Source organism: Stagnihabitans tardus (assembly GCF_009925085.1).
In the GTDB taxonomy this organism is placed as follows: Bacteria; Pseudomonadota; Alphaproteobacteria; order Rhodobacterales; family Rhodobacteraceae; genus Stagnihabitans; species Stagnihabitans tardus.
Genome location: NZ_JAABNR010000006.1, coordinates 141,936 through 166,067 on the forward strand (window position 1 = coordinate 141,936; position 24,132 = coordinate 166,067).

Here is a 24,132-nt window from a genome sequence, read left to right on the forward strand (position 1 = left end):
TGCGCCAGTGTGAAAGGAAAGAGGCGTTCGGCTTGAGGCAGCCGCAGGTCTTCTCTCCCCCGCCGTCCCGGGCTTGACCCGGGACCTTGACGCTTTGGACTTGCGCGCGGCGCAGGTCTTCTCTCCCCCGCCGTCCCGGGCTTGACCCGGGACCTCGATGCTTTGGGGGCAAGCCTGCCATGCTCCAATCCTGCGGCCCCACGCGACTCGGGGGGCTCTTGCGGGTCGAGGTCCCGGGTCAAGCCCGGGACGGCGGGGATTAGGGGCAGCGGTGTGCCCGGCTGGGGACGCGGTGCAGCCAGGGTCGCCCTGCGAAACCCGCATGGCCCGGGATCGTGACCCCGGGGCCCTCTCAAGGGCGGGGTTACTCCAGCCGCGCCGGGAAGCCCGGGGCGCGCAGGTCGACCCCCAAAGCATCCTCCAACAGCTTGACGATCTGCGTCGATTGCGCCGCCCCGCCATAGACCGCCTTGCCCTTCAGGAAGGTCTGGTTGGTCATCGAGGCCAGGTCCAGGGGCACGCCGAATTCGCGGCCAAAGCCCATGGCGAAGCCCAGGTCCTTCAAGGCCAGGTCCATGGTGAAGGCGATGTCATAGGACCCGTTCAGGATCAGCTGACCTTCCGTCTCATGGACGAAAGAGGTCCCCGAGGAAGCCGCAATCGCCTCCCAAGCAGTCTTGAGGTCGAGGCCGCCCTGCTTGGCCAGCATCAGCGCCTCTCCGTCCGCCACAAGGTGGATGAAGGCCAGCATATTGGTGATGACCTTGATCACCGCGGCCGAGCCCAAGGGCCCCATGTGGAAGATCCGGTTGCCGATGGCCTTCAGGGCCGCCTCGTGCAGGTCATACAAATCCCGGTCTCCGCCGACCAGGACCGTGATCTCGCCCCGTGCCGCCAGGTGGACACCGCCCGTGACCGGCGCCTCCAGCATCCGCACGCCCATGCTCCGCGCCAGGCCCGCGAGCCGCAGCACATCGTCGCGGCCGAGGGTCGAGTTCTCGACCCAGGTCGCCCCGGGCTTCATCGCGGGCAGGACCTGGGCCAGCACGGCCTCGGAGACCGCCGGAGAGGGCAGGCAGGTGAAGACATGATCCACCTGCCCCGCGAGTTCGGCGGGCGTGGCGGCCGGGGTCGCCCCCATCTCCACCAACCGCTTGGAGAGCTCCATGTTGCGGTCGTGGACCACGACCTCGTGGCCCGCGCGGATCAGGCTGGCCGCAAGATGGCCGCCGAGGTTTCCAAGTCCGATATAGCCGTAGCGCATGGGGATCACCTGAAATGCATGGGATATTTGGCGCGGATCGCCGCGTCGATGGCTGGGTCGATCACGTTGCCCGCCTTGGCCCAGATCTCGTTCTTGCGGCGGATGGCCGTATCCAGAAGCACGGGCTTGCCGGCCTCGTTCCACTCTTTCGGAGACATGCGGTTGGCGACCTTGGGATAGACATATTCGGTCTGCATCAGCTGCAGGGTCTGTTCACTTCCCAGGTAATGCCCCGGGCCCCCAAGGCAGACCTGCTTCATCGCCTCGATCGAGGTATTGTCCTCGGTCACCTCGATGCCCCGCACGCAGCGCATGGCCTGGCCCAGAAGGTCATCGCCCATGATCAGGCTTTCGTGACAGAAGCCCAAAAGCGAGGCATGCATCCCCACCGCCTCATAGCACATGTTCAAGCCCGCCAGACCCGCGAGCGTATTGGTGATCCCCTGCTCCCAACCGGCCTGCATATCGGGGAGCTTGCTGTCCGAGATCCCCGAAGCCGCCCCGCCCGGCAGGTTGTAGAACCGGTGCATCTGCGCGCAGCCCGCCGTCAAAAGCGCCTGTTCGGCCGAGCCCCCCGACATGGCGCCGGTCCGCAAGTCACTGACAAAGGGCCAAGTGCCAAAGATGAAGGGCGCACCCTTCTTGATGGCGTTGACATAGACGACGCCCGCCAGGCATTCCGCCATGGCCTGCACGATGGCCAAGGCGATGGGCGCAGGCGCCGTCGCCCCCGCCTGCCCTGCGCTGAGGAGCAGCATCGGCATGCCGCGACGGACGCAATCCTCCATCACCCGGCAGGACTCTTCGGCGAATTTCATCGGAGGCACGACGAAGCAATTGGAATTGCTGACGAAAGGCCGCTCCAGCCATTTCTCCTCGCCCCCCGCCACCATGTGCAGGATGTCGAAGGCAGGCGCCACCGCTTCGGGGTCAAAGAACGATGTCCCCACATGCTTCCGCGTGCCAGCCAGGCAGGCGTAAAGCGTGTTCAGGTCCATGTCGCGGTTGTCGATGACATCGCGGCAAACCATGGTCCGCTGATAGAAATGGATGTTGTCCAGATGCTCCACCAGCCGCGCCGCGTCATAAAGATCCTGAGCGGTGGAATCGCGATACTCATGCGTCACCGGATCGACGATATGCACCGCCGCCCCCGCCGTGCCGAAATGCACATTGGTCCCCGACAGATGCAGGTCATGCCGAGGGTCCCGCGCATAAAGCGTGATATCCCGCGCCGCCACCGCCAGCATATCCTCGACGAGCGCCCGCGGAAAGCGGATGCGCCCGTCATCGCCCAAGACCGCCCCGGCGCCCGTCAGGATCTCCACCCCTGACGCCGGAGCATTGGAAAACCCGATGACCTCCAAGGCCTGCAGGGCAGACTCATGGATCTTCGCCATCCCCGCCTCGGTCAGGGGCCGATACTGCCCCCCCGCCATGCCGCCACGGATCGGCCGCACATCATCGGCCAAGGGCGCCGCCCGCAGGGCCACCCGCGCCGAGCGCCCGCCCGACCTCCCCGAAGCCCTCGCCCGCGCCGGTTCGCAAACCTCTCCGATATCGCTCATCTCATGGCCTTTCATACTGGCTCAAATATCCCGGGGGTCCGGGGGCAGAGCCCCCGGCGCTTGGTCACCCGCGCACGCGTTCCGATTTGGGGTCATACATCGGCACCAGCGACGCCACCGCCTCATGCCGCACCCCCGCCACTTCGATCTGGTAGGAGGACGCAAGGACCTCCTCCGCCTCCTGACCCTTGCAGGGCACATAGCCCAGACCCACGGCGCCGCCCAAGGCATGGCCATAGTTGCCAGAGGTCACCGGCCCGACGATCTTGCCATCGCGCACCACCGCCTCGTTGTGGAACAACAGCGGCTCGGGGTCCTTCAGGCGGAACTGCACCAGGCGCCGGTTCAGCCCCGACTCCTGCTTGCGCAGAACCGCCTCGCGCCCGATGAACCCGGTCTTCTTCTTGCCGACCGCAAAGCCCAGGCCCGCCTCCAGCACATGATCCTCATCGGTGATGTCATGGCCCCAATGGCGATAGGCCTTCTCGATCCGGCAGGAATCCAGCGTGTGCAGCCCGCAGAGCTTCACCTCCGGAGCGGCCTCCATCAGGGCCTCAAAGACATGGGCGGTCTGGTCGGCGGGGACATAAAGCTCCCAACCCAGTTCCCCCACATAGGTCACGCGGTGCGCGCGGCCGAGGCCCATGCCAAGCTCGATCTCTTGCGCCGTCCCGAAAGGAAAAGCGCCGTTGGAAAGGTCATTCGGCGTGATGCGGCTCAGCACCTCGCGCGATTTCGGCCCCATGACGCAAAGCACCGATTCCCCCGCCGTCACATCGGTGACGACCGCGAAGTCATCCCCGACATGGCCCCGCAGCCAGGCGAGGTCCTTCTGCAAGGTCGCCCCCGGCACAACCACCAGGTAAGAGGTCTCCGACAGCCGCGTGACCGTCACATCCGCCTCGATCCCGCCCTTCGGGTTCAGGAACATCGTATAGACGATCTTGCCCGGGGCCACATCGACCTCGGCCGAGCAGACCCGGTTCATGAAGCGGCAAGCATCGCGACCCTCAACCCGGATCTTGCCAAAGGAAGTCATATCGAAAAGTCCCACGCTCTCGCGCACCGCCATATGCTCGGCCTTCTGGTTCTCGAACCAGTTCTGCCGCTGCCAGGAATAGCGATATTCCCGCTCCTGCCCCTCACGGGCGAACCAATTGGCCCGCTCCCAGCCCGCGACCTCGCCAAAGACCGCGCCGCGCGCCTTCAGGTGTTCATGGATCGGAGAGCGCCGCACCCCGCGCGAGGTCGCCATCTGCCGATAGGGGAAGTGGTCGGCGTAAAGCAGCCCCAGGGTCTCCGAAACCCGCTCCTTGAGGTAAGCGCGGTTCTTCTGGAAGGGCTGGGCGCGGCGGATATCGACCTCCCAAAGGTCGAAGGGAGCTTCGCCCTCGGTGATCCAATGGGCGAGCGCCATGCCCGCGCCGCCCGAAGAGACGATCCCGATCGAGTTATACCCGGCCGCGATCCAATAGCCCTGCACCTCGGGCGCGGGCCCCAGGTAATAGCGGTCATCGGGGGTAAAGGACTCCGGCCCGTTGAAAAACGTATGAATGCCCGCGCTTTCAAACAAGGGCATCCGCTTGGTGGCCATCTCGAGGATGGGCATGAAGTGGTCCCAATCCTCGGGGAGCGTATCGAATTCGAAATCGGCCCGGATGCCCCCCATGCCCCAGGGCTTGGCCTTGGGCTCGAAGGCGCCGAGCATCATCTTGCCCGCGTCCGACTTGTAATAGGCGCATTCATCCGGCACCCGCAGGACCGGCAAGTCCCCCAGCCCCTTCACGGGCTCCGTCACCAGGTAGAAATGCTCGCAGGCATGCAGAGGCAGCGTCACCCCGTTCTGCGCCGCAAGGTCCCTGCCCCACATGCCGCCGCAGTTCACCACCACATCGGCCTCGATATGGCCAGGCCCCTCGGGTCCTTCATAGTCCACCCCGGTGACCTTGCCCCCGGCGGTGGTGATCCGCGTCACCGATGTCATCTCGAAAATCTGGGCGCCCTTCATCCGAGCCCCCTTGGCGAGCGCCATGGCGATATTGGCCGGATCACACTGCCCATCCAAGGGCAGCGCCACCGCCCCCACGACATCGCCCACTTCCAGATGCGGATAGCGCGCCTTCACCTCCGACGGAGAAATCTCCGCCACATCCACCCCGAAAATCCGCGCCACCGTGGCCTGACGCAGCAATTCCTCATGCCGCTCCTTCGTCAAAGCCACCGAGATCGAGCCCACCTGCTTCATCCCCGTGGCCACCCCGGTCTCGGCCTCGAGCCCGCGATAGAGGTCCGCCGAATACTTCGCCAGCCGCGTCATATTCGCGCTGCCCCGCAACTGCCCGATCAAGCCCGCCGCATGCCAGGTCGTGCCCGAGGTCAACCGCCGCCGCTCCAAGAGCACGACATCCGTCCAGCCCGCCTTGGCCAGGTGATAGGCCACCGAGCAGCCGGACACCCCGCCCCCCACCACAACCGCCCGCGCCTTGTTCGGTATCATAGTTCCGTCTTTCATCTTTTCATAAATATCCACGGGGATTTTCAAGGGGAGCGTGCTCCCCTTGAAGCGGGGGGCTCGGGGGGCGGCAGCCCCCCGAACGCGGGGGTCCGGGGGCGGCAGCCCCCGGCTCCGGTCTCACGCGCGGATGCGCTCGTTCTTGGGGTCCCAAAGCGGCTGATCGGCCATGACCTTGGCCGGATAGCGCGCCCCGAATATTTCCACCTCGACCTCGGTCCCCGGCAGGTTGACCTCCGTCTTCAGCATGCCGAGCCCGATACAGGCCCCGACCCTGTGCCCGTAGTAACCGCTCGTCAGCTCGCCCACGATCACGCCATCCTTCCAGATCGTCGCCATATAGGGCGGGTCCTGCTCGCCCGCCTCGATGACGAGCGTGCAGAAGCGCTTCGCCACCCCGCGCTGCTTTTCGGCCTCCAGGGCCGCCTTGCCGCGGAAGCTCTTGCCCCAATCGACGAACCGCTCCAGCCCGCCCTGCAGCACGGTGTAATCGGTCGACAGGTCCCCCTTCCAGGCGCGGTAGCCCTTTTCGACCCGCAGCGAATTCAGCGCGAACATGCCGAAGGGCTTCAACCCCAAGGGAGACCCCGCCGCCATCACCGCATCGAAGACCTTTGCCGTCACGCCCACCGGCGTGTGGATCTCCCAACCCAGTTCGCCGGCGAAACTCACCCGGAAGAGCCAGACCTCCTCCCCCGCGATCTTCGCCTGCTGGAAGGTCAGCCAGCCCTTGGAGAGGTCGGCATCCGAACAGGCGGCGAGTATCTCGCGGGACTTGGGCCCGGTGAGGATCTGGCAGGACCAGGCTTCGGTGGCATCCATGAGGCTCAGGCCCGGGGCGAGGTGGCGCAGAAGCCATTCCTTGTCATGGGACTGGGCGGTCGCGGCGGTGATCAGCAGGAACTGCTCCTCCCCCATCCGCGCCACCGACATTTCGGTGACGATCCGCCCCTTGTCATCGGCGAAATAGGCGAGCCCCAGGCGGCCAACCGAGGGCAGCTTGCCGGTGATCTGAGCGGACAGCCACTCCGCCGCCCCCGCCCCGGTCAGCATGAAGCGCGAGAAGCCCGGCAGGTCGAGGATCCCGGCGGCATCGCGCACGGCCTCGCATTCCGCCTTGACCGCGCCGAACCAGGGGCCTGCGCGGTCCCAGGTGCGCTGGGATGCCTCGGTGGTGTCATCGCCGGGGCGGGCATACCACAAGGCGCGCTCCCAGCCGTTATAGGGGCCGAACTGGGCGCCCATGGCCTCGGTCCGGTCATGCACGGCAGAGAGCTTTTTGCCGCGACCCTCGGGCCAGGCGTGGTGGGGGAAGTGGATGGCATATTCGTGGCCATAGACCTCCATCCCCTTTTTGACGCAATAGTCCGGGTCCTCGAAGCCCGTGAAGCGGCGGGGATCGCAGGACCACATGTCCCATTCGGTCGCCCCTTCCGTCACCCATTCGGCCAGGACCTTGCCCGCGCCGCCCGCCTGGCAGATGCCGAAAGTGAAGACGCAGGCCTCATAGGCGTTCGGGAGCCCCGGCATGGGCCCGATCAGCGGATTGCCGTCGGGCGTATAGGGGATCGGGCCGTTGATCACCTTGGTCAGGTTCGCCTGCCCCAGCAAGGGCACCCGCGCCATAGCGTCGTTGATATGCCACTCCAGCCGCTCCAGGTCGTCGGGGAAAAGCTGGAAGCTGAAATCATCCGGGAAAGGGTCGGACTTCTCGACCCAATGGGCCTTGCAGTTGCCCTCATAGGGGCCAAGGTTGAAGCCCATCTTCTCTTGGCGGAGGTAGTAAGAGCTGTCCACGTCGCGCAGCAAGGGCAGCTTGTGGCCGACCTCTTTGCTCCAGCTTTCCAATTCCGGGATCGTGTCGAAGAGCATGTATTGATGGCTCATCACCATCATGGGGAGTTTCCGGCCGAACATCTCGGCCACCTTGCCGGCATAGTAACCAGCGGCATTCACCACCTTTTCGCAGCGCACTTCGCCCTTGGGGGTGACCACGACCCATTCGTCGCCCTCGCGACGGACGGAGGTCACCGGACAAAAGCGCTCGATCTTTGCCCCCATCTGGCGGGCACCCTTGGCCAGCGCCTGGGTCAACTGCGCCGGGTCGATGTCGCCGTCATAGGGGTCATGGAGCGCGCCGGTCAGGTCATGGGTCTCGACGAAGGGATAAACCCGCTTGATCTCGTCGGGGGTCAGGATGTTCAGGTCCATCCCCTGGTAGCGCCCCATGCCAACAACTTTTTGGAACTCCATCAACCGTTCCCGGGAATGCCCCAGACGGACCGATCCCGTGACATGGTAGTTCATCGGATAATCGACCTCCTGGCCCAATTTCCGATAGAGTTCCGCGCTGTAGCGCTGCATGTTCATGATCGACCAGGAGGAGGAAAAGGTCGGCACATTCCCCGCCGCATGCCAGGTGCTGCCAGCCGTCAGCTCGTTCTTTTCCAGAAGCAGGCAATCCGTCCAGCCCGCCTTGGCGAGGTGGTACAGGGACGAGACGCCGACCGCGCCGCCTCCGATGATGACGACACGCGCTTGGGTTGGGAAATCGGACATGGGCGCCTCCTGCTTGACCCTTTATCCCCCGATGCGGCCCGGCTTTCAATTCGGGCGAAACCCCGCTATTGATCGGAAAATCCGATCAGAGGCTCAAATGCAGATCGAACTCATCGAGACCTTCCTCGACCTGGTGGAGACCCGCAGCTTCCACCGCACCGCCGAGCGCCTGTCGGTGACGCAGTCCACCGTCTCGGCCCGGCTTGCGGCCCTGGAAACGGCCCTCGGCGCCCGCCTCTTCACAAGGTCCCGGGCGGGCACTGAACCGACCACCGAGGGCACCCGCTTCGAGCCCCATGCCAGGATGCTGCGCCACGAATGGCACCAGGCGCGGCGGCGCATCCAGGTGCCGCAGCGCGCGGCGCATCTGGTGCGGGTGGGCATCCAGAACGACCTTTCGGCGCTTTACCTCGGCGGCTGGGTCGCCGATTTCCGCCGCGCCGCGCCCGACACCGCCTTTTACATCGAGCCCGATTACTCGAACCAAATGTGCATGGACCTGTTGCACGGCACGCTGGATTTCGCCGTGATGTTCTCGCCCAAACCCCATCCCGACCTGCATTTCGATTCTGTCGGAGAGGTGGGCTACGCGATGATCTCGACCGAGACCGACCGGATGGAGGGCCTGCGCCCCGAGACCTTCGTCTTCGGCCATTTCTCCCCGGCATTTGAGGAGATGCACCGCCAGCTTACCCCGGACCTGGCCCAGGCGCCGGTGTCGGTGGGCCAGTCGGCCTCGGTGGTCTCGCTGATCCTGGCCTCGGGAGGCGCGGGCTATGTGCTTGAAAAGACAGCGGCAGAGCTCGTCACCCAGGGCCGCGCGCGCCGGGTCGAGGATGCCCCGGCGCTGCGTCAGCCGATCTATGCCGCCATGCATTTGCGCGACCGGATCACGCCGCTGCACCGGCGCCTGACACGGATCGTCGGGCGGGCGCTGGCGTAGGGTGGGTGCAACCCACCGTCGCGCGGGCGGTGGGTTGCACCCACCCTACACCACCGTCTTCACCCGATAGCCCGGCGCATGGGTCAGCCGCACCCAGGTCACCGGCGCCGCCTCCCCCCAGGTGCAGCGCTCCGTCACCAGGACCGGCGTCGCGGGGTCCAGACCCATGGCGCGGCCCACTTCCTCCCCCGCAGCCTCCGCCGAGAAGGCGATGTCGCCCGTGACGAAGGGCACATGCGCCACCAGCCATTCATTCGCACTGACCGCGCCGAAATCCGGGCGCGGATCGGGCAGGACGCCCGGGTTCAGCCAGCGCAGCTCATGGGCAAAGGGCCGCCCATCGGCCAGGTGCAGCGTCTCGAGACACAGCATCGCCCCCTGCGCCTCCCCCCCCAGGATCGGCCAACCCAGTTGCGCGGCAATCGCAACGGGCGGGCGGCTGATCTCTTCGCGCAAGAGCCTTATGCCGTAAGCCTGGCCCCTGCCCTGGACCTCGGCCCGGATCACCGGAATGTCGAAGGTCGCCCGCCGCACCGGCAGCGCCGCCACCCGCGTCCCCGCCTTGCGCTTGCGCTCCAGGACCCCGGCGCGGGCCAATTCGGTCAAGGCGCGGTTCACCGTCGCGCGGGAGACGCCGAATTCCTCCGCCAGCGCCTCCTCCCCCGGGATCACCGCGCCGGGCGCCCAGGCCCGGGCCCGGATGCGCGAGAGCACCTCGGCGCGGATCTCTTCCCAGCCCATCAGAGCGCTTCCGAGAGCCGCGCCATGACGGCGGCAAAACGCGCCCGCACCGCGTCCCGCGCGATATGGCGCCCCCCGGTCACGATATGCCGCCCGGCCGACCAGAGATCGCTGACCATCCGGTCATCCCCCGCAAAGGCAAAGGTATCAAGCAGCCGATCCCCCTGCCGCCCCGCCATGTCCGGCCCCGAGGCGTCCAGCGCCAGCAGGTCGGCCCAATCGCCCACCCTTATCGCGCCGGATTGCCGCCCCGCCGCCTGGGCCCCGCCCTTGACCATGCCCTCGAAGATCACCCGTCCGACCGAGCGCTGATCGGCCAAGACCGCCCGGGCTTTGCCCCCAAGCCGCTGCGAATATTCCAGCATGCGGATCTCCTCCGACAGGCTGATCCGGATATTGCTGTCCGACCCGATGCCGAAGGCGCCGCCATGGGAGAGATAGCGCGCCCCGTCGAAGATCCCGTCGCCGAGGTTCGCCTCGGTGATCGGGCAAAGCCCCGCCACCGCCCCCGAGCGCGCGAGGCCCTCGGTCTCTTGCGGGGTCATCTGGGTCGCATGGATCAGGCACCAATCCCGGTTCGCGCCATGGTCCAGCACCCATTCCACCGGCCGCGCGCCCATGAAGGCGCTGACCTCTTCGACCTCGGCCACCTGTTCGGCCACATGGATATGGACCGGCCCCCTGGGCAGGTGAGCGAGGCTCTCCGCCCGCACCGCGCGAAGGCTATGCGGCGCGGCCCCTAGACGGTCATCTGCCCGCGTCAGATGCCGGGCCGAGGCCTCGTGCAACGCCACGAAGCTGTCAAGGTCATTGCCGAACCGCAGCTGGCCGCCTTGAAGCGCGCGGTTGTCGCAACCGCCCCGTTCATAAAGCACCGGCAAGAGCGTCAGCCCCAGGCCCGTCTCGCGCGAGGCCTGCGCAATCCGCCCCGCCATCTCTGAGAGGTCGCTGTAAGTCTGGCCGCCAAGGCCATGATGCAGATAGTGAAACTCCGCCACCGCAGCATAGCCCGCCTCGGCCATTTCCACCATGACCTGGGCCGCGATCACCTCGACATCCTCGGGCGTCAGACGCTCCAGGAAGCGATACATCAGGCTCCGCCAGGTCCAGAAAGAGTCCTGACCCGCCGTCCGATACTCCGTCAACCCGGCCATGGCGCGTTGAAAGGCATGGGAATGCAGGTTCACCGGCGCCGGAAGCAGCACATCGACCGAGGCCCCCGTGCCGTGACCCACCGAGACGATCCGGCCACCCTCGACCTCGACCACAACATCCCTGGCCCAGCCCTCGGGCAAGAGCGCCTCTTTCGCCGCGATCCGCATGGAACCTCCTTGACGCCGCATTATGTCCAGACATAATACGAAATAACCCAGACATAAGGCAAGTCAAATGAGTCGCCCCCTCGTCCTGACCAATGCGACCCTCGCCACGATGGAGAGCGGCTATGGGCTTGGCCCGACGGCGCTGGTGGCAGAGCAAGGCGTGATCACCTGGCTGGGGCACGACCTGCCCGAGCGCTTCGCCCCCCTGGCGCAGGACCTGGGCGGCGCCCTTGTCACGCCGGGCCTGGTCGACGCGCACAGCCATATCGTCTTTGGCGGCAACCGGGCGGCGGAGTTCGAACTGCGGCTGAACGGGGCGAGCTATGAAGAGGTGGCGCGGGCCGGCGGTGGCATCCTCTCGACCGTGCGCGCCACGCGGGCGGCCTCCGAGGAAAGCCTTCTGGAACAGTCGCTTGCCCGGGCCGATGCCCTGATTGCCGGGGGCGTCACGACGCTGGAGATCAAGTCGGGCTACGGGCTGACCGTGGCGGACGAGCTGAAGATGCTGCGCGTGGCGCGCGAGATCGGGCGCGCCCGCCGCCTGCGCGTGGTGACGACGCATCTCGCCGCCCATGCCATTCCGCCCGAGTACCAGGGCCGCGCCATGGCCTATATCGAGGAGGTGGCCGTGCCCTCCCTGCGTCTGGCCGTGGACGAGGGTCTTGTGGATGCCGTCGATGCCTTTTGCGAGAAGATCGCCTTCCAACCCCATGAGGTGGAAGTGCTTTTCCAAGAGGCCCGCGCCCTTGGCCTGCCCGTGAAGCTCCATGCCGAGCAGCTCTCCGACCTCGGAGGCGCCGCCTTGGCCGCCCGCCATGGCGCGCTCTCGGCCGATCACCTGGAATATCTCTCCCCCGAGGGGATCGCGGCCATGGCCAAGGCGGGCACGGTCGCGCAGATCCTCCCCGGCGCGTTTTACACCCTGCGCGAGACGCAACTCCCCCCCATCGCGGCGCTCCGCGCGGCGGGCGTGCCCATGGTCGTGGCAAGCGACTGCAATCCCGGCTCCTCGCCGATGACCTCGCTGACATTGGCGATGAACATGGCCTGCACCCTCTTCCGCATGACGCCGCTGGAGGCCCTGCAAGGCACCACCATCCACGCCGCCCGCGCCCTTGGCCTGACCAGCGGCATCCGGGTCGGCGCGAAGGCTGATCTGTGTCTCTGGAACGCCACGCATCCCGCTGAACTCTCATATAAAATCGGCCAGACCCCCTTGGCCCGCATCTTCGAAGGTCACCATGACTGAGATCCTGATCCCCGGCCAAACCTCCCTTGCCCAGCTGGAGCATATCTGGCGGACCGAGGCCCCCGCGCGGCTGCACGACAGCGCCCGCCCCGGCATCGAGGCCGCCTGCGCCCATATCGCCAAGGCCGCGGCGGGCAGCGCCGCCGTCTATGGCGTGAACACCGGCTTCGGCAAGCTCGCCAGCCTGAAGATCGCCCCGGAAGACACAGCCACGCTTCAGAAAAACCTGATCCTGTCGCATTGCTGCGGCGTGGGCGCGCCGATGCCCCGCCAGACCGCCCGCCTGATGATGGTCCTGAAGCTCCTCTCCCTCGGCCGAGGCGCTTCCGGCGTCCAGCCGCAAACCGTCGCCCTCCTCGAGGCCATGCTGGAGCGTGGCGTCACCCCCGTGATCCCCGCCCAAGGCTCCGTCGGCGCCAGCGGAGACCTCGCCCCCCTCGCCCATATGACCGCCGTGATGATCGGCCATTCCGAGGCCGAGCACCAAGGCCAGATCAAATCCGGCCTCCAAGCCCTTCAAGACGCAGGCCTTTCCCCCATCACCCTCGGCCCCAAAGAGGGCCTGGCGCTGATCAACGGCACGCAGTTCAGCACGGCCTATGCGCTCGCCGGCCTCTTCGGCGCCCAGAACGCCGCCCGCAACGCGCTGGTCACCTCCTGCCTCTCGACCGACGCGATCATGGGCTCCACCGCGCCGCTGCACCCCGAAATCCACGCGCTGCGCGGCCAACCCGGCCAGATCGAGGCCGCCCGGATCATGCGCGCCCTCCTTGACGGCTCCGAAATCCGCGAGAGCCACCGTGAGGGCGATACCCGCGTCCAGGACCCCTATTGCATCCGCTGCCAACCCCAGGTCACCGGAGCCGCGATGGATGTCATCGCGCTGGCCGCAAGAACCCTCGAAATCGAGGCCAATGCCGCCACCGACAACCCCCTGGTGCTCTCGGATGGCCAGATCGTCTCCGGTGGCAACTTCCACGCGGAACCCGTTGGATTCGCTGCCGATATGATCGCCATGGCGATCTCCGAGATCGGCGCCATCGCGCAGCGTCGCGTCGCCCTGATGGTCGACCCAACCCTCTCCTTCGACCTCCCCGCCTTCCTGACGCCAAAGCCCGGCCTGAACTCCGGCCTGATGATCGCCGAGGTCACCACGGCGGCGCTGATGAGCGAGAACAAGCACCTCGCCCATCCGACGGTGATCGACAGCACCCCCACCTCCGCCAATCAGGAGGACCATGTCTCCATGGCCGCCCATGGCGCCCGCCGCCTCGGCCAGATGGTGGATAACCTGAACGTCATCCTGGGCGTCGAGGCCATCACCGCCACGCAAGGCATCGACTTCCGCGCGCCGCTGAAAACCAGCCTCCCCCTGCAACGCGCCGCCCAAAAGCTGCGCGAGACCATTCCGCCCCTCGGCGATGACCGCTACATGGCCCCCGACCTGAAAGAGGCCGCGCGCCTGATCGAGACCGGCGCCCTCACCGAAGCCACCGGCATCCAATTCATCTTTTCATAAATATCCCACGGGGGTCTGGGGGTGTGAAACCCCCAGCCCGTGCCGAAAGGACCGACATGACCCGCCACAACACCCGCGACATCTACCCCGCCACCGGCACCGAGATCACCGCCAAGTCCTGGCTGACCGAGGCACCCCTGCGGATGCTGATGAACAACCTCCACCCCGACGTCGCCGAAAACCCCCACGAGCTGGTGGTCTATGGCGGCATCGGCCGCGCCGCCCGCACCTGGGAGGATTTCGACCGCATCTGCGCCGCCCTCCGAGACCTCAACGCCGATGAGACCCTCGTCGTCCAATCCGGTAAACCGGTGGCCATTGTCCGCACCCACACGGACGCCCCCCGCGTGCTGATCGCCAATTCCAACCTCGTCCCCCATTGGGCGACCTGGAAGCATTTCAACGAGTTGGATGCCAAGGGCCTGATGATGTATGGCCAGATGACGGCCGGGTCCTGGATCTACATCGGCACGCAGGGCATCGTGCAGGGCACCTACGAGACCTTCGCCGAAGCGGGCCGCCAGCATTACGAGGGCTCGCTCAAGGGCCGCTGGATCCTCACCGGCGGCCTTGGCGGCATGGGCGGCGCACAGCCCCTGGCCGCCGTCTTCGCGGGCGCCTCCTGCCTCGCCGTCGAGGTCGACGAGACCCGCATCGACTTCCGCATCCGCACGAAATACCTCGACGCCAAGGCCAAGACCCTGGACGAGGCGCTGGCCATGATCGCGGAATGGACCGCCAAGGGCGAGGCGAAATCCGTGGGCCTCCTCGGCAATGCCGCCGAGATCTTCCCCGAGATCTACGCCCGCATGGCCAAGGGCGGCATGCGCCCCGATATCGTCACCGACCAGACCTCGGCCCATGACCCGCTGCACGGCTATTGCCCGGCGGGCTGGACCCCGGCGGAGTGGCGCGCCAAGCAGGAGACCCACCCGGAGGAGGTCCAAAAGGCCGCCCGCGCCTCGATGCGCGCCCATGTCGAGGCCATGGTCGCCTTCTGGAACGCCGGCGTCCCCACGCTGGATTATGGCAACAACATCCGCCAGGTCGCCAAGGAAGAGGGCATGGAGAACGCCTTCGCCTTCCCGGGCTTCGTCCCCGCCTATATCCGCCCGCTCTTCTGCCAGGGGATCGGCCCCTTCCGCTGGGTGGCGCTCTCGGGCGACCCCGAAGATATCCGCAAGACCGATGCGGCGATGAAGCGCCTCTTCCCCGAGAACCAGCACCTCCACCGCTGGCTGGACATGGCGGGGGAACGCATCGCCTTCCAGGGCCTGCCCGCCCGCATCTGCTGGATCGGCCTCGGCGACCGCCACCGCGCGGGGCTGATGTTCAACGAGATGGTGGCCAGCGGTGAACTCAAAGCCCCCATCGTGATCGGCCGCGACCACCTCGACTCAGGCTCCGTCGCCTCTCCCAACCGCGAGACCGAAGCCATGAAGGACGGCTCCGACGCCGTCTCTGACTGGCCGCTTCTGAACGCCTTGGTCAACACGGCCTCCGGCGCCACCTGGGTCTCGCTGCACCACGGCGGCGGCGTCGGCATGGGCTTCTCGCAGCACTCCGGCGTGGTCATCGTGGCCGATGGCACGCCCGAAGCGGCCAAGCGGCTCGAGCGCGTCCTTTGGAACGACCCGGCCTCCGGCGTCTGGCGCCATGCCGATGCGGGCTACGAGATCGCCCGCGACTGCGCCATCGCGAACGGCCTGCGCCTGCCCGGCATCCTCGGCAATTGAGTCAATTACGCTAACCGATCGTTAATGGTTTTGCCCGATCTTCGGGCAAAACCGAAATAGGCCGCCATGCCCGTCACTGTCCTTGCCCATCTGACCGTCGCCGAGGATCAACCCGTTGCGCTGGCCGCCTATTTCAAGGTCACCCAACCCCTGCTCGAAGCCGCCGGCGGCCGAATCATCAAGCGCTTCCGGCTGACCGATCCGGTCGTGGGCCAGATGCCCTCGCAAACCGTGGTCATCGTGGAATATCCCTCGCGCGCGGCGGTGGCACAGGTCTTCGACAGCCCGGAATACCAGGCCATCATCCCGATCCGCGACATTGCCTTTCCGACATACCGGATATCCATCGTCGAAGAGTGACAGGCCCCGCCCGCAGGTCTAGACTGACGACCGGAGGTGACCCATGTCCTGGCTCTCGCGTCTCGCCGAAAGGCAAATCCTGAAAACCCAGCTCAAGGGCGGGTTGCAGGGCCTTGAGGGCGAAGGCAAACCCCTGCCCGACCGCCCCGGCGATGCCTTTGTCAGCGCGGGCGATGCGGCGGGCTTCCGGATCATGGCCCAGGCCGGGGTCCTGCCCGAGGAGATCACGCTGAAAAAGCAGGTCCAGGCGCAGGCCGCGCTCCTAGCCACCCTCCCCGAGGGACCCGAGCACAGGCAGGCCATGGCCAAACTGGCCGAGCTTCAGATGCGCCAGGCCATCGCCGAGGAATCGCGCCGCCGCTTCCTGAAAGGGTAAAAGGCGCGACGCCCCGCATCCAGGCAGGCCCAGCCCAAAGTCCGGCCGACAAAGCCCAGGATCGTCTGTCACCCGCAGCCGCATTGCGCCGCCCAAGACACGCTCCGCCTCTTCCCGCGCAAGCCGCTCCCCGGGCCCCGTCTTTCATCTTTTCACAAATATCCCGGGGGGAGAGGCCGCAAGGCCTCGGGGGGCAGCGCCCCCCCGAATGCATCTCTTGCGGCAAAGCCGCTCCGCTTGGGTCTCAGACGCGCGGGTTCTTCTCCACCGCTCCGGTCCAGATCGGGTTCGACCAGGCCCGCTTGCCCGCCGCATCGATCACCGCGGCCCGGACCCAGGGCGAGTTGTTCAGCCGCTCCAGGGGCACTTCGCCCCGCGTCAGGCTCTCGCCATGGACGGCCTTGGCCCCCGTCCCCCAGCCGATCGCCACGATGGACCGCACGGCCGAGCATTCGACGACGAGTTTCCCATCCTCGACCCGCACATCGCGCAATTCCGGCCCAGTGGAGGAATAGAAGGCCCCCGCCTTCAAGGCCGCAAGCAGGGCCTCGGGCGTGTTCTCTTCCGCCTTGACCATGGTCCAGCCGCCGAAATGGTCGGGTTCCGAGAAATGCGCATCATCCGTGGCGATCAGCGTCAGGCGCCGCCCCTCGGTCAGAAGCTGATCGGCGACGAAGAACCCATCCGCCCGGTCACAGCCCATGGCGCAGCCGTGGTTATAGATCTCGACCGCATGGGCGGCGGAGATCGACCTGGCATCGTCGAAGGTCAGCGAGGACCATTGCGGATGGGCAATCGCCACGAAGGCCCCCGCCGCCACGGCCCGCGCCGCGATCTCGGGCCCCGTCTCCTGCCCCGCCACCGGCACGAAATCCGGCGTATGCGAGGGCGCGAAGTCGGGCGGGAGCCCCACGGCCAGGATATGCCAGAGCTCGCCGTTTTCCATCGCGCCCGAATGCAGCTCGGCGCCGAGGATCGTGGTGAAGTCGCGGTCGCGGAAGCCTGTCGTGTCGGTGATCGGATAGCCGAAGCGGCCGACGAAATGGTCGGTCAGGGCGATGAAGTCATAGCCCTCCGCCTTGTAGCGGCGGCAGACCTCGGCGGGGGCAAGAACTCCATCCGAATTGGTCGAATGGGTGTGCAGGTTGCCGCGCCAGAAACGGCCGGGATTGGTGAAGGCGGGAAGGGTCAGGGTCATGGGATCACTCCGGTTTTTCCCATGGTTACACGCTGGGCCATGACGCTTCCACGACAGAAGCGACGCAGTCCCAGGTCGCAGACGCAAGCCGACGCGCCAGCGTCGGCCCCCCGGAGCCCGAAGTGCCCCCGTCTCACCCGCGCCAAGGTGTCAAGCCAGCGCCCCCTCAGATGCGGAAGAAGGGCTGCATCAGGCGCGGGATGAGATCGGTGAAGCGCAGGGGCGCATCGGTCACGGCCAGGCAAATGCAATCCACCCCGGGCTCTGCCACGGGCTGATGCTCCAGCTCTTCGCCCGCAATCTCGACATCCCCCGGCCCGAAGCGGTCCGTGGCATCGCGGAAGGCGCCTTGCAGCACCAGGGTCAGCTCGCGCCCCCGGTGGCCGTGGTCGGGAACGGCCTGGCCCGCCGGAATATGCAAGAGCCGCGCCGAGGCCCTGCGCGAGGTGGGAAGGATCGCCTGCCGGACCCCCATGCCCAAGGTCCTCCATTTCACCGCCTCAAGATCGCCGCCGACATAGTCCAGAAGCGGCGCCGGAAGCACCGACTTCGGCGCCCGCGCCACGGCGCGCGGGGCCTGCGCCACACCGCCGATCCGCGCCATGGCCCGCGCCAGCGCGTCATCGGCCATGGCGGCGGTCTCTTGTTCCAGCACCGCCCCGCCGAGAACCTCATAGGCCATCAGCCGCGCCCGGCATTCGTCGCACATAGACACATGGGTGGCCACGATCAGCGCAAAGGCCTCGGGCAGGTTTCCCGCCGCGTGACCCAGGAGCAGGTCTTCCGAAAGATGGTGGCGAATCGTCATGTCTTACCCTTCAGCCAATCGAGCCCGCAGGCGGTCCAGCGCCAGGCGGATTCGCGATTTGATCGTGCCCAGCGGCAGCCCGGTCTCGGCCGCGATCTCGCTTTGGCTGAGATCGCCCCAATAGGCGCGCTGGATGAGGCTGCGCTGCTTTTCGGGCAGCTCGCCCAAGGCCGCGGCCAGGCGGCGGTTCTCTTCGGCCGTGGCGTAAAGATCGGCCTGGTCCGGCTCTTCTTCCAGGTCCCAGGGCGCCGGTTCCGCCTCGGGCCTGCGGTCGCGGCGGATCATGTCGATCATCCGGTTCCGCGCGATGGTGAAAATCCAGGTCGAGACCGAGGCCTTGACCGGATCATAGCTTGCCGCCTTCTGCCACAGCGTCGCCATGACATCCTGGGCGCATTCCTCCGCCAGGGCCGCATTGGCGCCGTTCTTGATCAAAAAGGCCTTCACCCTTGGCGCGAAATGCCGGAACAGCACGGCAAAGGCCGCGCGATCGCCCGCCTTGACCGCCGCCATCTCGGTGATCCAGTCGCCCTGCACCCGTGCTGTCCCCGCCATTGCCGCCTGACCCGCAACATAGGCGGGCGGATCGAAAAGGCCAGAGCGGGTTTGCGGCATCACCAACATGAGCTTTCTACGCCGCAACTTCCGGCCCGGATCACCCGGGGCGAAACTTTTCTTCCCGCCCCCCCGTTGGTGATCCAAACTGACCCGGCAGCCGTATCAGGCTGACAACACCAGGAGAGACCATGCCCTTCGAGACCCGCTTCCCGCCCTCCCGCATCGCTGTCATCGGCGGGGGCATCTCGGGCCTCGCGGCCGCCCATCTCCTGGCCAGCGATCACGCGGTGGTGCTTTTCGAGGCGGCGGACAGGCTCGGCGGCCATGCCCATACGGTCTGGGCGGGGAAGCGCGGTGACCAGCCGGTCGACATGGGCTTCATCGTCTTCAACCGGGTGAACTATCCGCTTCTCTCCGGCCTCTTCGACCGGCTCGGCGTGCCCGTCGCGCCCTCGAACATGAGCTTCGGCGCCTCGATCCAGGGCGGAGAGATCGAATATGGCCTGAAATCGCTGAGCTCGCTTTTCGCGCAGCGCAAGAACGCCTTCAGCCCCTCTTACCTGCGCATGCTGGCCGATATCCTGAAGTTCCACCGCAAGGCCGACCAGGTCCTGCGCCCCGGCATGACGCTGCGCGACCTCCTCGCGGCCCTTGGCACCTCCGACGCCTTCCGCGACCATTACATCACCCCCTTCACCGGCGCGATCTGGTCCACGCCCACCGAGGGCGTCCTCGACTTCCCCGCCGAGGCCCTGATCCGCTTCTTCGTCAACCATGGCCTGATGGGCGTCTTCCGCCATCACCAATGGGAGACGGTCAAGGGCGGCTCCATCGAATATGTCCGCCGGGTCGAGGCCGACCTGACCCGCCAGGGCGTCGAAATCCGGCTCAAGGCCCCCGTCGCCGCTGTCCGCCGTCTGGCCGAGGGCGTCCTTGTCCGCGCCGAGGGCGGCGAATGGGAGGCCTTCGACGAGGTGATCTTCGCCAGCCATTCCGACCAGACGCTCGCCATGCTCGCGGATGCCACCCCGTCCGAGACCAAGGCGTTGAAGGCGATCCGCTACCAGCCCAACACGGCGATCCTGCATTGCGACGAAAGCCTCATGCCGCGCTCGCGCCGGGCCTGGGCCTCCTGGACCTATGCCGAGCCCAAGGGTCCGCGCGCCCCGCGCATCGACCTGACCTATTGGATGAACTCGCTGCAACCCATCCCCAAGGAGGACCCGCTCTTCGTCTCCTTGAACCCCAACCGCGCCATCGACCCCGCCAAGATCTACGAGACAAGGACCTTCCACCACCCGGTCTATGACCTTGCCGCGCTCAAGGCCCAGGAGGAGATCCGCGCCTTCAACGGCACCGCATCGACCTGGTTCTGCGGCGCCTGGATGAAGAACGGCTTCCACGAGGACGGCTTCGCCTCGGCCCATGACGTGGCCCTGGCCATCCGCGCCCGCCGCCCGGCCCTGGTCGAGGCCGCCCAATGAACGACCAGCCAACCGCAGCCTCCCCCAAGGCGCCCCCTTCCTTTCAAATTGGCACAAATACTCCCGGGTGGGTCGGGGAGGGCAGGCAGCCCTCCCCGGGTCTGCCGCCAGCGCCCGCCCTGCATCTGCGCGGCCAGACCGTCCACTCCCGCACGGGCTCCGTCGCCAATGCCTTCCGCTATGGCATCGACTATGTCCTGACCGATGCCGAGGCCGCAGCCCCTGGGCCTTGGGCCTTTTCCCGCAACCGCGCCAACCTCGCCAGCCTTCACGACCGCGACCATGGCGGGCCTCCTGGCCAGGGCCGGGGCGCCCCTTGGGTGCGTGAGACCCTCGCCGCCCATGGCCTCCCCGCCCCCAGCCGCATCCGGCTGCTGGCCCAGCCGCGCATCCTGGGTCATGTCTTCAACCCGGTCTCCTTCTGGCTTTGCGAGGATGACACGGGGCTGCGCGTCGTCGTGGCCGAGGTCACCAACACCTATGGCGACCGGCATTCCTATCTCTGCCACCGCGACGACCTCGGCCCCATCGGCCCCTCGGACCGGCTGAGCGCGCAGAAGGTCTTCCATGTCTCGCCCTTCCAGGACATCGCGGGGGGCTATGTCTTCCGCTTCGACATAAGGCCCGACCGGCTGAACATCGTGATCGAGCACGAGGGCACGCGGGGCGGGCTGACCGCGACGCTGTCGGGGCGTCTGGCCCCCCTGACCTCGGCGGGCCTGATCGCGGCGAGCCTGCGCCGCCCCTTCGGCTCGCGCCGGGTGCTGGCGCTGATCCACTGGCAGGCCGTCAAGCTCTGGTGGAAGGGCGTCCCCTTTCGTCCCCGCCCCACTCCCCCGACCAACGAGGTGTCCCGATGACCGAAGTCCTTCTGATCCTGGTGGGCCTTTTCTTGGGCCTTTGGGGGGCGGTGGTGCTCCTGCCGCGCTTCATGGGCTTCATCAGCCAGCGCCCCGCAGATCACGCGACGCTCTCCCCCGCCTTCGACCCCAGGAAGCACCTGAACGGGCCGATCCTTTGCGAAGGCGTGGTCTATGGGCCCCTGGGACGCGTCTCTTCCCGCTTCGTCGCGCATATGGAGGGGCGCTGGGAGGGCAATCGGGCGGTCCTGTCGGAGCGGTTCTTCTATGACAGCGGCCGCACCCAGGACCGCGAATGGCGGCTGACCTTGGGCAACCAGGGCCTGGTGGCCGAGGCCGATGACCTGGTGGGCCCGGGGCGCGGCGTGGTTTCGGGCAATGCGGTGCAGATGAAATACCGCATCCGGCTCGCGCCCGAGGCGGGGGGCCATGTGCTGGATGTGGTCGACTGGATGTACCTGATGGACAATGGCACGATCATGAACCGCAGCCAGTTCCGCAAGTTCGGCATCAAGGTGGCCGAGCTCATCGCCACGATGCGCCCCCATCCCGAAGCGGTGGCCGCGTGAAAGGCACATATTGGCTGATCGGCGCCTCGGAGGGTCTGGGCGAGGCGCTTGCCCGGGCGCTGCACAAGAAGGGCGTTTCGCTGGTGCTTTCGGCGCGCAATGGCGAGAAACTGGCGGCGCTGGCGGCGGAACTGCCCGGCGCGCGGGTCCTGGCCTTGGATGTCAAGGATGCCGCCGCCGTCCAGCACGCGGCCGACATGCTGGGAGAGATCGACGGCATGGTCTGGCTCGCAGGCGTCTACTGGCCGATGAGCGCGGAGGCCCTGGAGCCCGCGCCCTTCCTCGAGATGTGCGACGTGAATTTCATGGGCGCCGCAAGGGCGGTGGCGGCCGTCGTGCCGGGGATGGTGAAGCGGGGCCGCGGGCATATCGTGCTGACGGGGTCCCTGTCCGCCTTTCGCGGGCTGCCGGGGGCCATGGGCTACCAGGCCTCCAAGGCCGGTTGCATGGCGCTGGCGGAAAGCCTCCATGCCGATCTGCGGGGGACGCGGGTCAAGGTGCAACTCGCCTCGCCGGGTTTCATCAAGACCAGGCTGACGGCGAAGAACCAGTTCAAGATGCCCTTCCTGATGGAGCCCGAAACCGCCGCCGCCGAGATGGTGACCCTGATGGAGAGCCCCCGCTTCGCCCGGCATTTCCCGAGGGTCTTCTCCTGGCTCTTCCGTTGCAGCCGGTTCCTGCCGGATTGGGCCTATTACCGGGTCTTTGCGCCGAAGTAGCCCGGGGTATACCCCGGGCTACGGGTTGCGGCAGCGCCGTTCCCGGCGTCCGGTCTGTGCCTGGCAGTGTCATCTTCTCCCCGCCGCCCCGGGCTTGAGCCCCATGGCCTCGACGCGAAAAACGCAACGTTGACCGCCCCTCACCGCTCAAAGGGTCGAGGCCATGGGGCTCAAGCCCGGGGCGGCGGGGGGAGAGAGGGGGCCTCAACCCTCCAAACTCCAAACCTTCCAAATTCTCAGCCCTGCAAGGCGGCCATGTAAAAGCCGTCCATCCCGCCCTGTTTCTCCCAATAGTCCGGGCGCAGGCGCAGGCCATGTGCGCCCCACCAGGCGGGATCGACCCCGGGCAAGGCGGGTTTCACCGCCCGCATGCCAAGGTCAGAGAGGCGCTCGGCCTGGGCCTCGCCCTCTTCGGGCAGAAGCGAGCAGGTGCAAAAGACCATCCGCCCGCCCTTCTTCAGCCAGCCCCGGGCGCGGTCGGCCAGCCTGGTTTGCAAGGCGGCCAACTCGCCGACATCGCGCTCTTGGCGCAGGTAAGGCAGGTCCGGGTGGCGGCGGATCGTGCCGGTGGCGGAACAGGGGGCATCCAGAAGGATCGCGTCGAAAGGCGCCTCGGGCGTCCAATGCAGGGCATCGGTCACCACGATCTCGGCCTTGAGCCCCGTGCGCGCCAGGTTCTCGCGCAGCCGCGTCAGGCGGGGTTCGGAGATATCCAGCGCCGTGACCTCGGCGCCGAGGTCGGCGAGCTGCATCGTCTTGCCCCCCGGCGCCGCGCAAAGGTCAAGGACACGCAGGCCCCGCACATCGCCCAGCATCTTGACGGCCATCGCGGCCGCCGCATCCTGCACCCAGAACCGCCCCTCGGCAAAGCCCGGCAGGGTCGAGACCTGGCCCGAGGCCATCCGCAAGGAGCCATTGGGCAGGACCACCGCCCCCGCCGCGGCCAGGGACGCGATCTCGGCCTCGGTTGCATCCGCCCGCAGGGTCAGATCGATGGGCGGGGTCTTGGCGAAGACGCGCTCCATCCCCTCGACCGCGCGGCGGCCATAAGAGGTGGTCAGAGCCTCGCGCAGCCAGTCGGGCAGGCGCTGATCGCCCTTGACCGCCTTGGGATCGACCCGGCGCAGGACGGCGTTCACCATGCCCGCAAAGGCCGGGTTGATCTTCTTGGCGGCCTCGACCGCCTCGTGGACCACGCCGTGGGGCGCCTCGCCGGTCACCAGCTCCAGAAGCCCCAGCCGCAGGACATTGCAGACCGGCAGGGGCGGGGCCTTCTTCAACAGCGGCAGAAGCGCGCGGTCCAGCTGGCCCATCTGGCGCAAGACGCCCGAGGCGAGGCGCTGGGCCCGGGCGCGCTCGGGGGCCGAGAGCGCCTCCAGCACCGGGGCCTGGTCGGCCAGGCTCTCCCCCGCCTCCATCACCCCCGCCAACAAAGCCAATGCCGCCGCCCGCGCCCGATCTGCCATGCCACTTTCCCTTCGCTTTTCCGCCCTATATCCTGAAACGGAGACGGAGAAAGCCCCGATGCCCCAAGAACCTGCCGAAGACCTGCCGAAATCCGAAGAAGAGCGCGTCCTGCCGCCCGCAGCCCTGCGCGCGCTGGCCGAGGCGGAAGAGCGGCGCAAGGCCGAAAAGCCCGCCCTGCCGCCCGAACTTGGCGGCCCCAAGGGGCTGGAGCCCACGCGCCACGGCGATTGGGAGCGCAAGGGGATCGCGGTCGATTTCTGAACGGCGGGGAGACCCCCGCCCGGGCGCAGCGCCGCCCTGCGGCGCCCCGACCCTGCCCG

The 24,132-nt window shown here is 67.2% G+C and carries 21 protein-coding genes; 11 read left to right on the top strand and 10 right to left on the bottom strand.

Translation table 11 applies throughout. From position 1 onward, the window contains the following. Positions 1–364: 364 nt before the first annotated feature. From GV832_RS08175 to GV832_RS08190, 4 genes are all read right to left on the bottom strand, one after another. Complete coding sequence (locus GV832_RS08175; protein ID WP_168774356.1) at positions 365–1,264, bottom strand: NAD(P)-dependent oxidoreductase; 900 nt, start codon at positions 1,262–1,264, stop codon at positions 365–367. Between the two features lie 5 nt (positions 1,265–1,269). Further along, positions 1,270–2,832, bottom strand: a complete 1,563-nt coding sequence (locus GV832_RS08180; protein ID WP_168774357.1) for a trimethylamine methyltransferase family protein — start codon at positions 2,830–2,832, stop codon at positions 1,270–1,272. A gap of 64 nt (positions 2,833–2,896) precedes the next feature. Beyond that, on the bottom strand, positions 2,897–5,344 hold the full coding sequence (locus GV832_RS08185) for a GcvT family protein (RefSeq protein ID WP_168774358.1): 2,448 nt from the start codon (positions 5,342–5,344) through the stop codon (positions 2,897–2,899). A gap of 120 nt (positions 5,345–5,464) precedes the next feature. Continuing rightward, a complete protein-coding gene (locus GV832_RS08190) occupies positions 5,465–7,903 on the bottom strand; it encodes a GcvT family protein (RefSeq protein WP_168774359.1) in 2,439 nt (812 codons plus the stop codon). Between the two features lie 97 nt (positions 7,904–8,000). Between GV832_RS08190 and GV832_RS08195 the strand changes: the two genes are divergently transcribed. Then, the gene (locus tag GV832_RS08195) at positions 8,001–8,846 is read left to right on the top strand and encodes a LysR family transcriptional regulator (RefSeq protein ID WP_168774360.1); all 846 of its coding nucleotides are present in this window, start codon (positions 8,001–8,003) and stop codon (positions 8,844–8,846) included. A gap of 45 nt (positions 8,847–8,891) precedes the next feature. Here the strand turns inward: GV832_RS08195 and hutC are convergent, their stop codons facing one another. Together hutC and GV832_RS08205 are read right to left on the bottom strand one after the other, a co-directional pair. Continuing rightward, positions 8,892–9,587, bottom strand: a complete 696-nt coding sequence (hutC, locus tag GV832_RS08200; RefSeq protein WP_168774361.1) for a histidine utilization transcriptional repressor HutC — start codon at positions 9,585–9,587, stop codon at positions 8,892–8,894. After that, complete coding sequence (locus GV832_RS08205; RefSeq protein WP_168774362.1) at positions 9,587–10,909, bottom strand: formimidoylglutamate deiminase; 1,323 nt, start codon at positions 10,907–10,909, stop codon at positions 9,587–9,589. Before GV832_RS08205 ends, hutC begins: the two co-directional genes overlap by 1 nt. A gap of 67 nt (positions 10,910–10,976) precedes the next feature. On the opposite strand from GV832_RS08205, the gene hutI reads away from it, so the two are divergent. From hutI to GV832_RS08230, 5 genes are all read left to right on the top strand, one after another. Next, positions 10,977–12,158, top strand: coding sequence for an imidazolonepropionase (hutI, locus tag GV832_RS08210; RefSeq protein ID WP_168774363.1), 1,182 nt, complete (start codon positions 10,977–10,979; stop codon positions 12,156–12,158). Beyond that, positions 12,151–13,677, top strand: coding sequence for a histidine ammonia-lyase (gene hutH / locus GV832_RS08215; protein ID WP_168774364.1), 1,527 nt, complete (start codon positions 12,151–12,153; stop codon positions 13,675–13,677). Before hutI ends, hutH begins: the two co-directional genes overlap by 8 nt. Positions 13,678–13,733: 56 nt before the next feature. Further along, the gene (gene hutU, locus GV832_RS08220; protein WP_168774365.1) at positions 13,734–15,413 is read left to right on the top strand and encodes a urocanate hydratase; all 1,680 of its coding nucleotides are present in this window, start codon (positions 13,734–13,736) and stop codon (positions 15,411–15,413) included. Positions 15,414–15,479: 66 nt separating this feature from the next. After that, positions 15,480–15,773 (top strand): DUF1330 domain-containing protein, encoded by a 294-nt coding sequence (locus GV832_RS08225; RefSeq protein ID WP_168774366.1) that lies wholly within the window; start codon positions 15,480–15,482, stop codon positions 15,771–15,773. A 43-nt stretch (positions 15,774–15,816) separates the two neighbouring features. Next, the gene (locus tag GV832_RS08230; protein WP_168774367.1) at positions 15,817–16,149 is read left to right on the top strand and encodes a DnaJ family domain-containing protein; all 333 of its coding nucleotides are present in this window, start codon (positions 15,817–15,819) and stop codon (positions 16,147–16,149) included. Positions 16,150–16,393: 244 nt separating this feature from the next. On the opposite strand, the gene GV832_RS08235 is transcribed toward GV832_RS08230, so the two are convergent. The 3 genes from GV832_RS08235 to GV832_RS08245 all read right to left on the bottom strand — a co-directional run bounded on the left by GV832_RS08235 (position 16,394) and on the right by GV832_RS08245 (position 18,710). Continuing rightward, positions 16,394–17,341 carry a PHP domain-containing protein gene (locus tag GV832_RS08235; protein WP_168774438.1) on the bottom strand — a complete coding sequence of 316 codons (948 nt, stop codon included), beginning with the start codon at positions 17,339–17,341 and terminating at the stop codon, positions 16,394–16,396. 172 nt (positions 17,342–17,513) lie between these two features. Next, entirely contained in the window at positions 17,514–18,155 is a 642-nt protein-coding gene (locus GV832_RS08240; protein ID WP_168774368.1) for a ChrR family anti-sigma-E factor, read from the bottom strand. 3 nt (positions 18,156–18,158) lie between these two features. Then, entirely contained in the window at positions 18,159–18,710 is a 552-nt protein-coding gene (locus tag GV832_RS08245) for a sigma-70 family RNA polymerase sigma factor (protein WP_168774439.1), read from the bottom strand. Positions 18,711–18,901: 191 nt separating this feature from the next. Between GV832_RS08245 and GV832_RS08250 the strand changes: the two genes are divergently transcribed. The 4 genes from GV832_RS08250 to GV832_RS08265 are packed head-to-tail and all read left to right on the top strand — an operon-like array spanning position 18,902 to position 22,345. Continuing rightward, on the top strand, positions 18,902–20,197 hold the full coding sequence (locus tag GV832_RS08250) for an NAD(P)/FAD-dependent oxidoreductase (protein WP_168774369.1): 1,296 nt from the start codon (positions 18,902–18,904) through the stop codon (positions 20,195–20,197). Further along, positions 20,194–21,057, top strand: a complete 864-nt coding sequence (locus tag GV832_RS08255; protein WP_168774370.1) for a DUF1365 domain-containing protein — start codon at positions 20,194–20,196, stop codon at positions 21,055–21,057. Before GV832_RS08250 ends, GV832_RS08255 begins: the two co-directional genes overlap by 4 nt. Next, entirely contained in the window at positions 21,054–21,626 is a 573-nt protein-coding gene (locus GV832_RS08260) for a DUF3833 domain-containing protein (RefSeq protein ID WP_168774371.1), read from the top strand. Before GV832_RS08255 ends, GV832_RS08260 begins: the two co-directional genes overlap by 4 nt. Next, positions 21,623–22,345, top strand: a complete 723-nt coding sequence (locus GV832_RS08265) for an SDR family NAD(P)-dependent oxidoreductase (RefSeq protein ID WP_168774372.1) — start codon at positions 21,623–21,625, stop codon at positions 22,343–22,345. Before GV832_RS08260 ends, GV832_RS08265 begins: the two co-directional genes overlap by 4 nt. Positions 22,346–22,581: 236 nt before the next feature. On the opposite strand, the gene GV832_RS08270 is transcribed toward GV832_RS08265, so the two are convergent. Further along, positions 22,582–23,811, bottom strand: coding sequence for a transcription antitermination factor NusB (locus GV832_RS08270; RefSeq protein WP_168774373.1), 1,230 nt, complete (start codon positions 23,809–23,811; stop codon positions 22,582–22,584). Positions 23,812–23,869: 58 nt separating this feature from the next. Between GV832_RS08270 and GV832_RS08275 the strand changes: the two genes are divergently transcribed. Next, positions 23,870–24,073, top strand: coding sequence for a DUF1674 domain-containing protein (locus tag GV832_RS08275; protein ID WP_168774374.1), 204 nt, complete (start codon positions 23,870–23,872; stop codon positions 24,071–24,073). Positions 24,074–24,132: the final 59 nt, after the last annotated feature.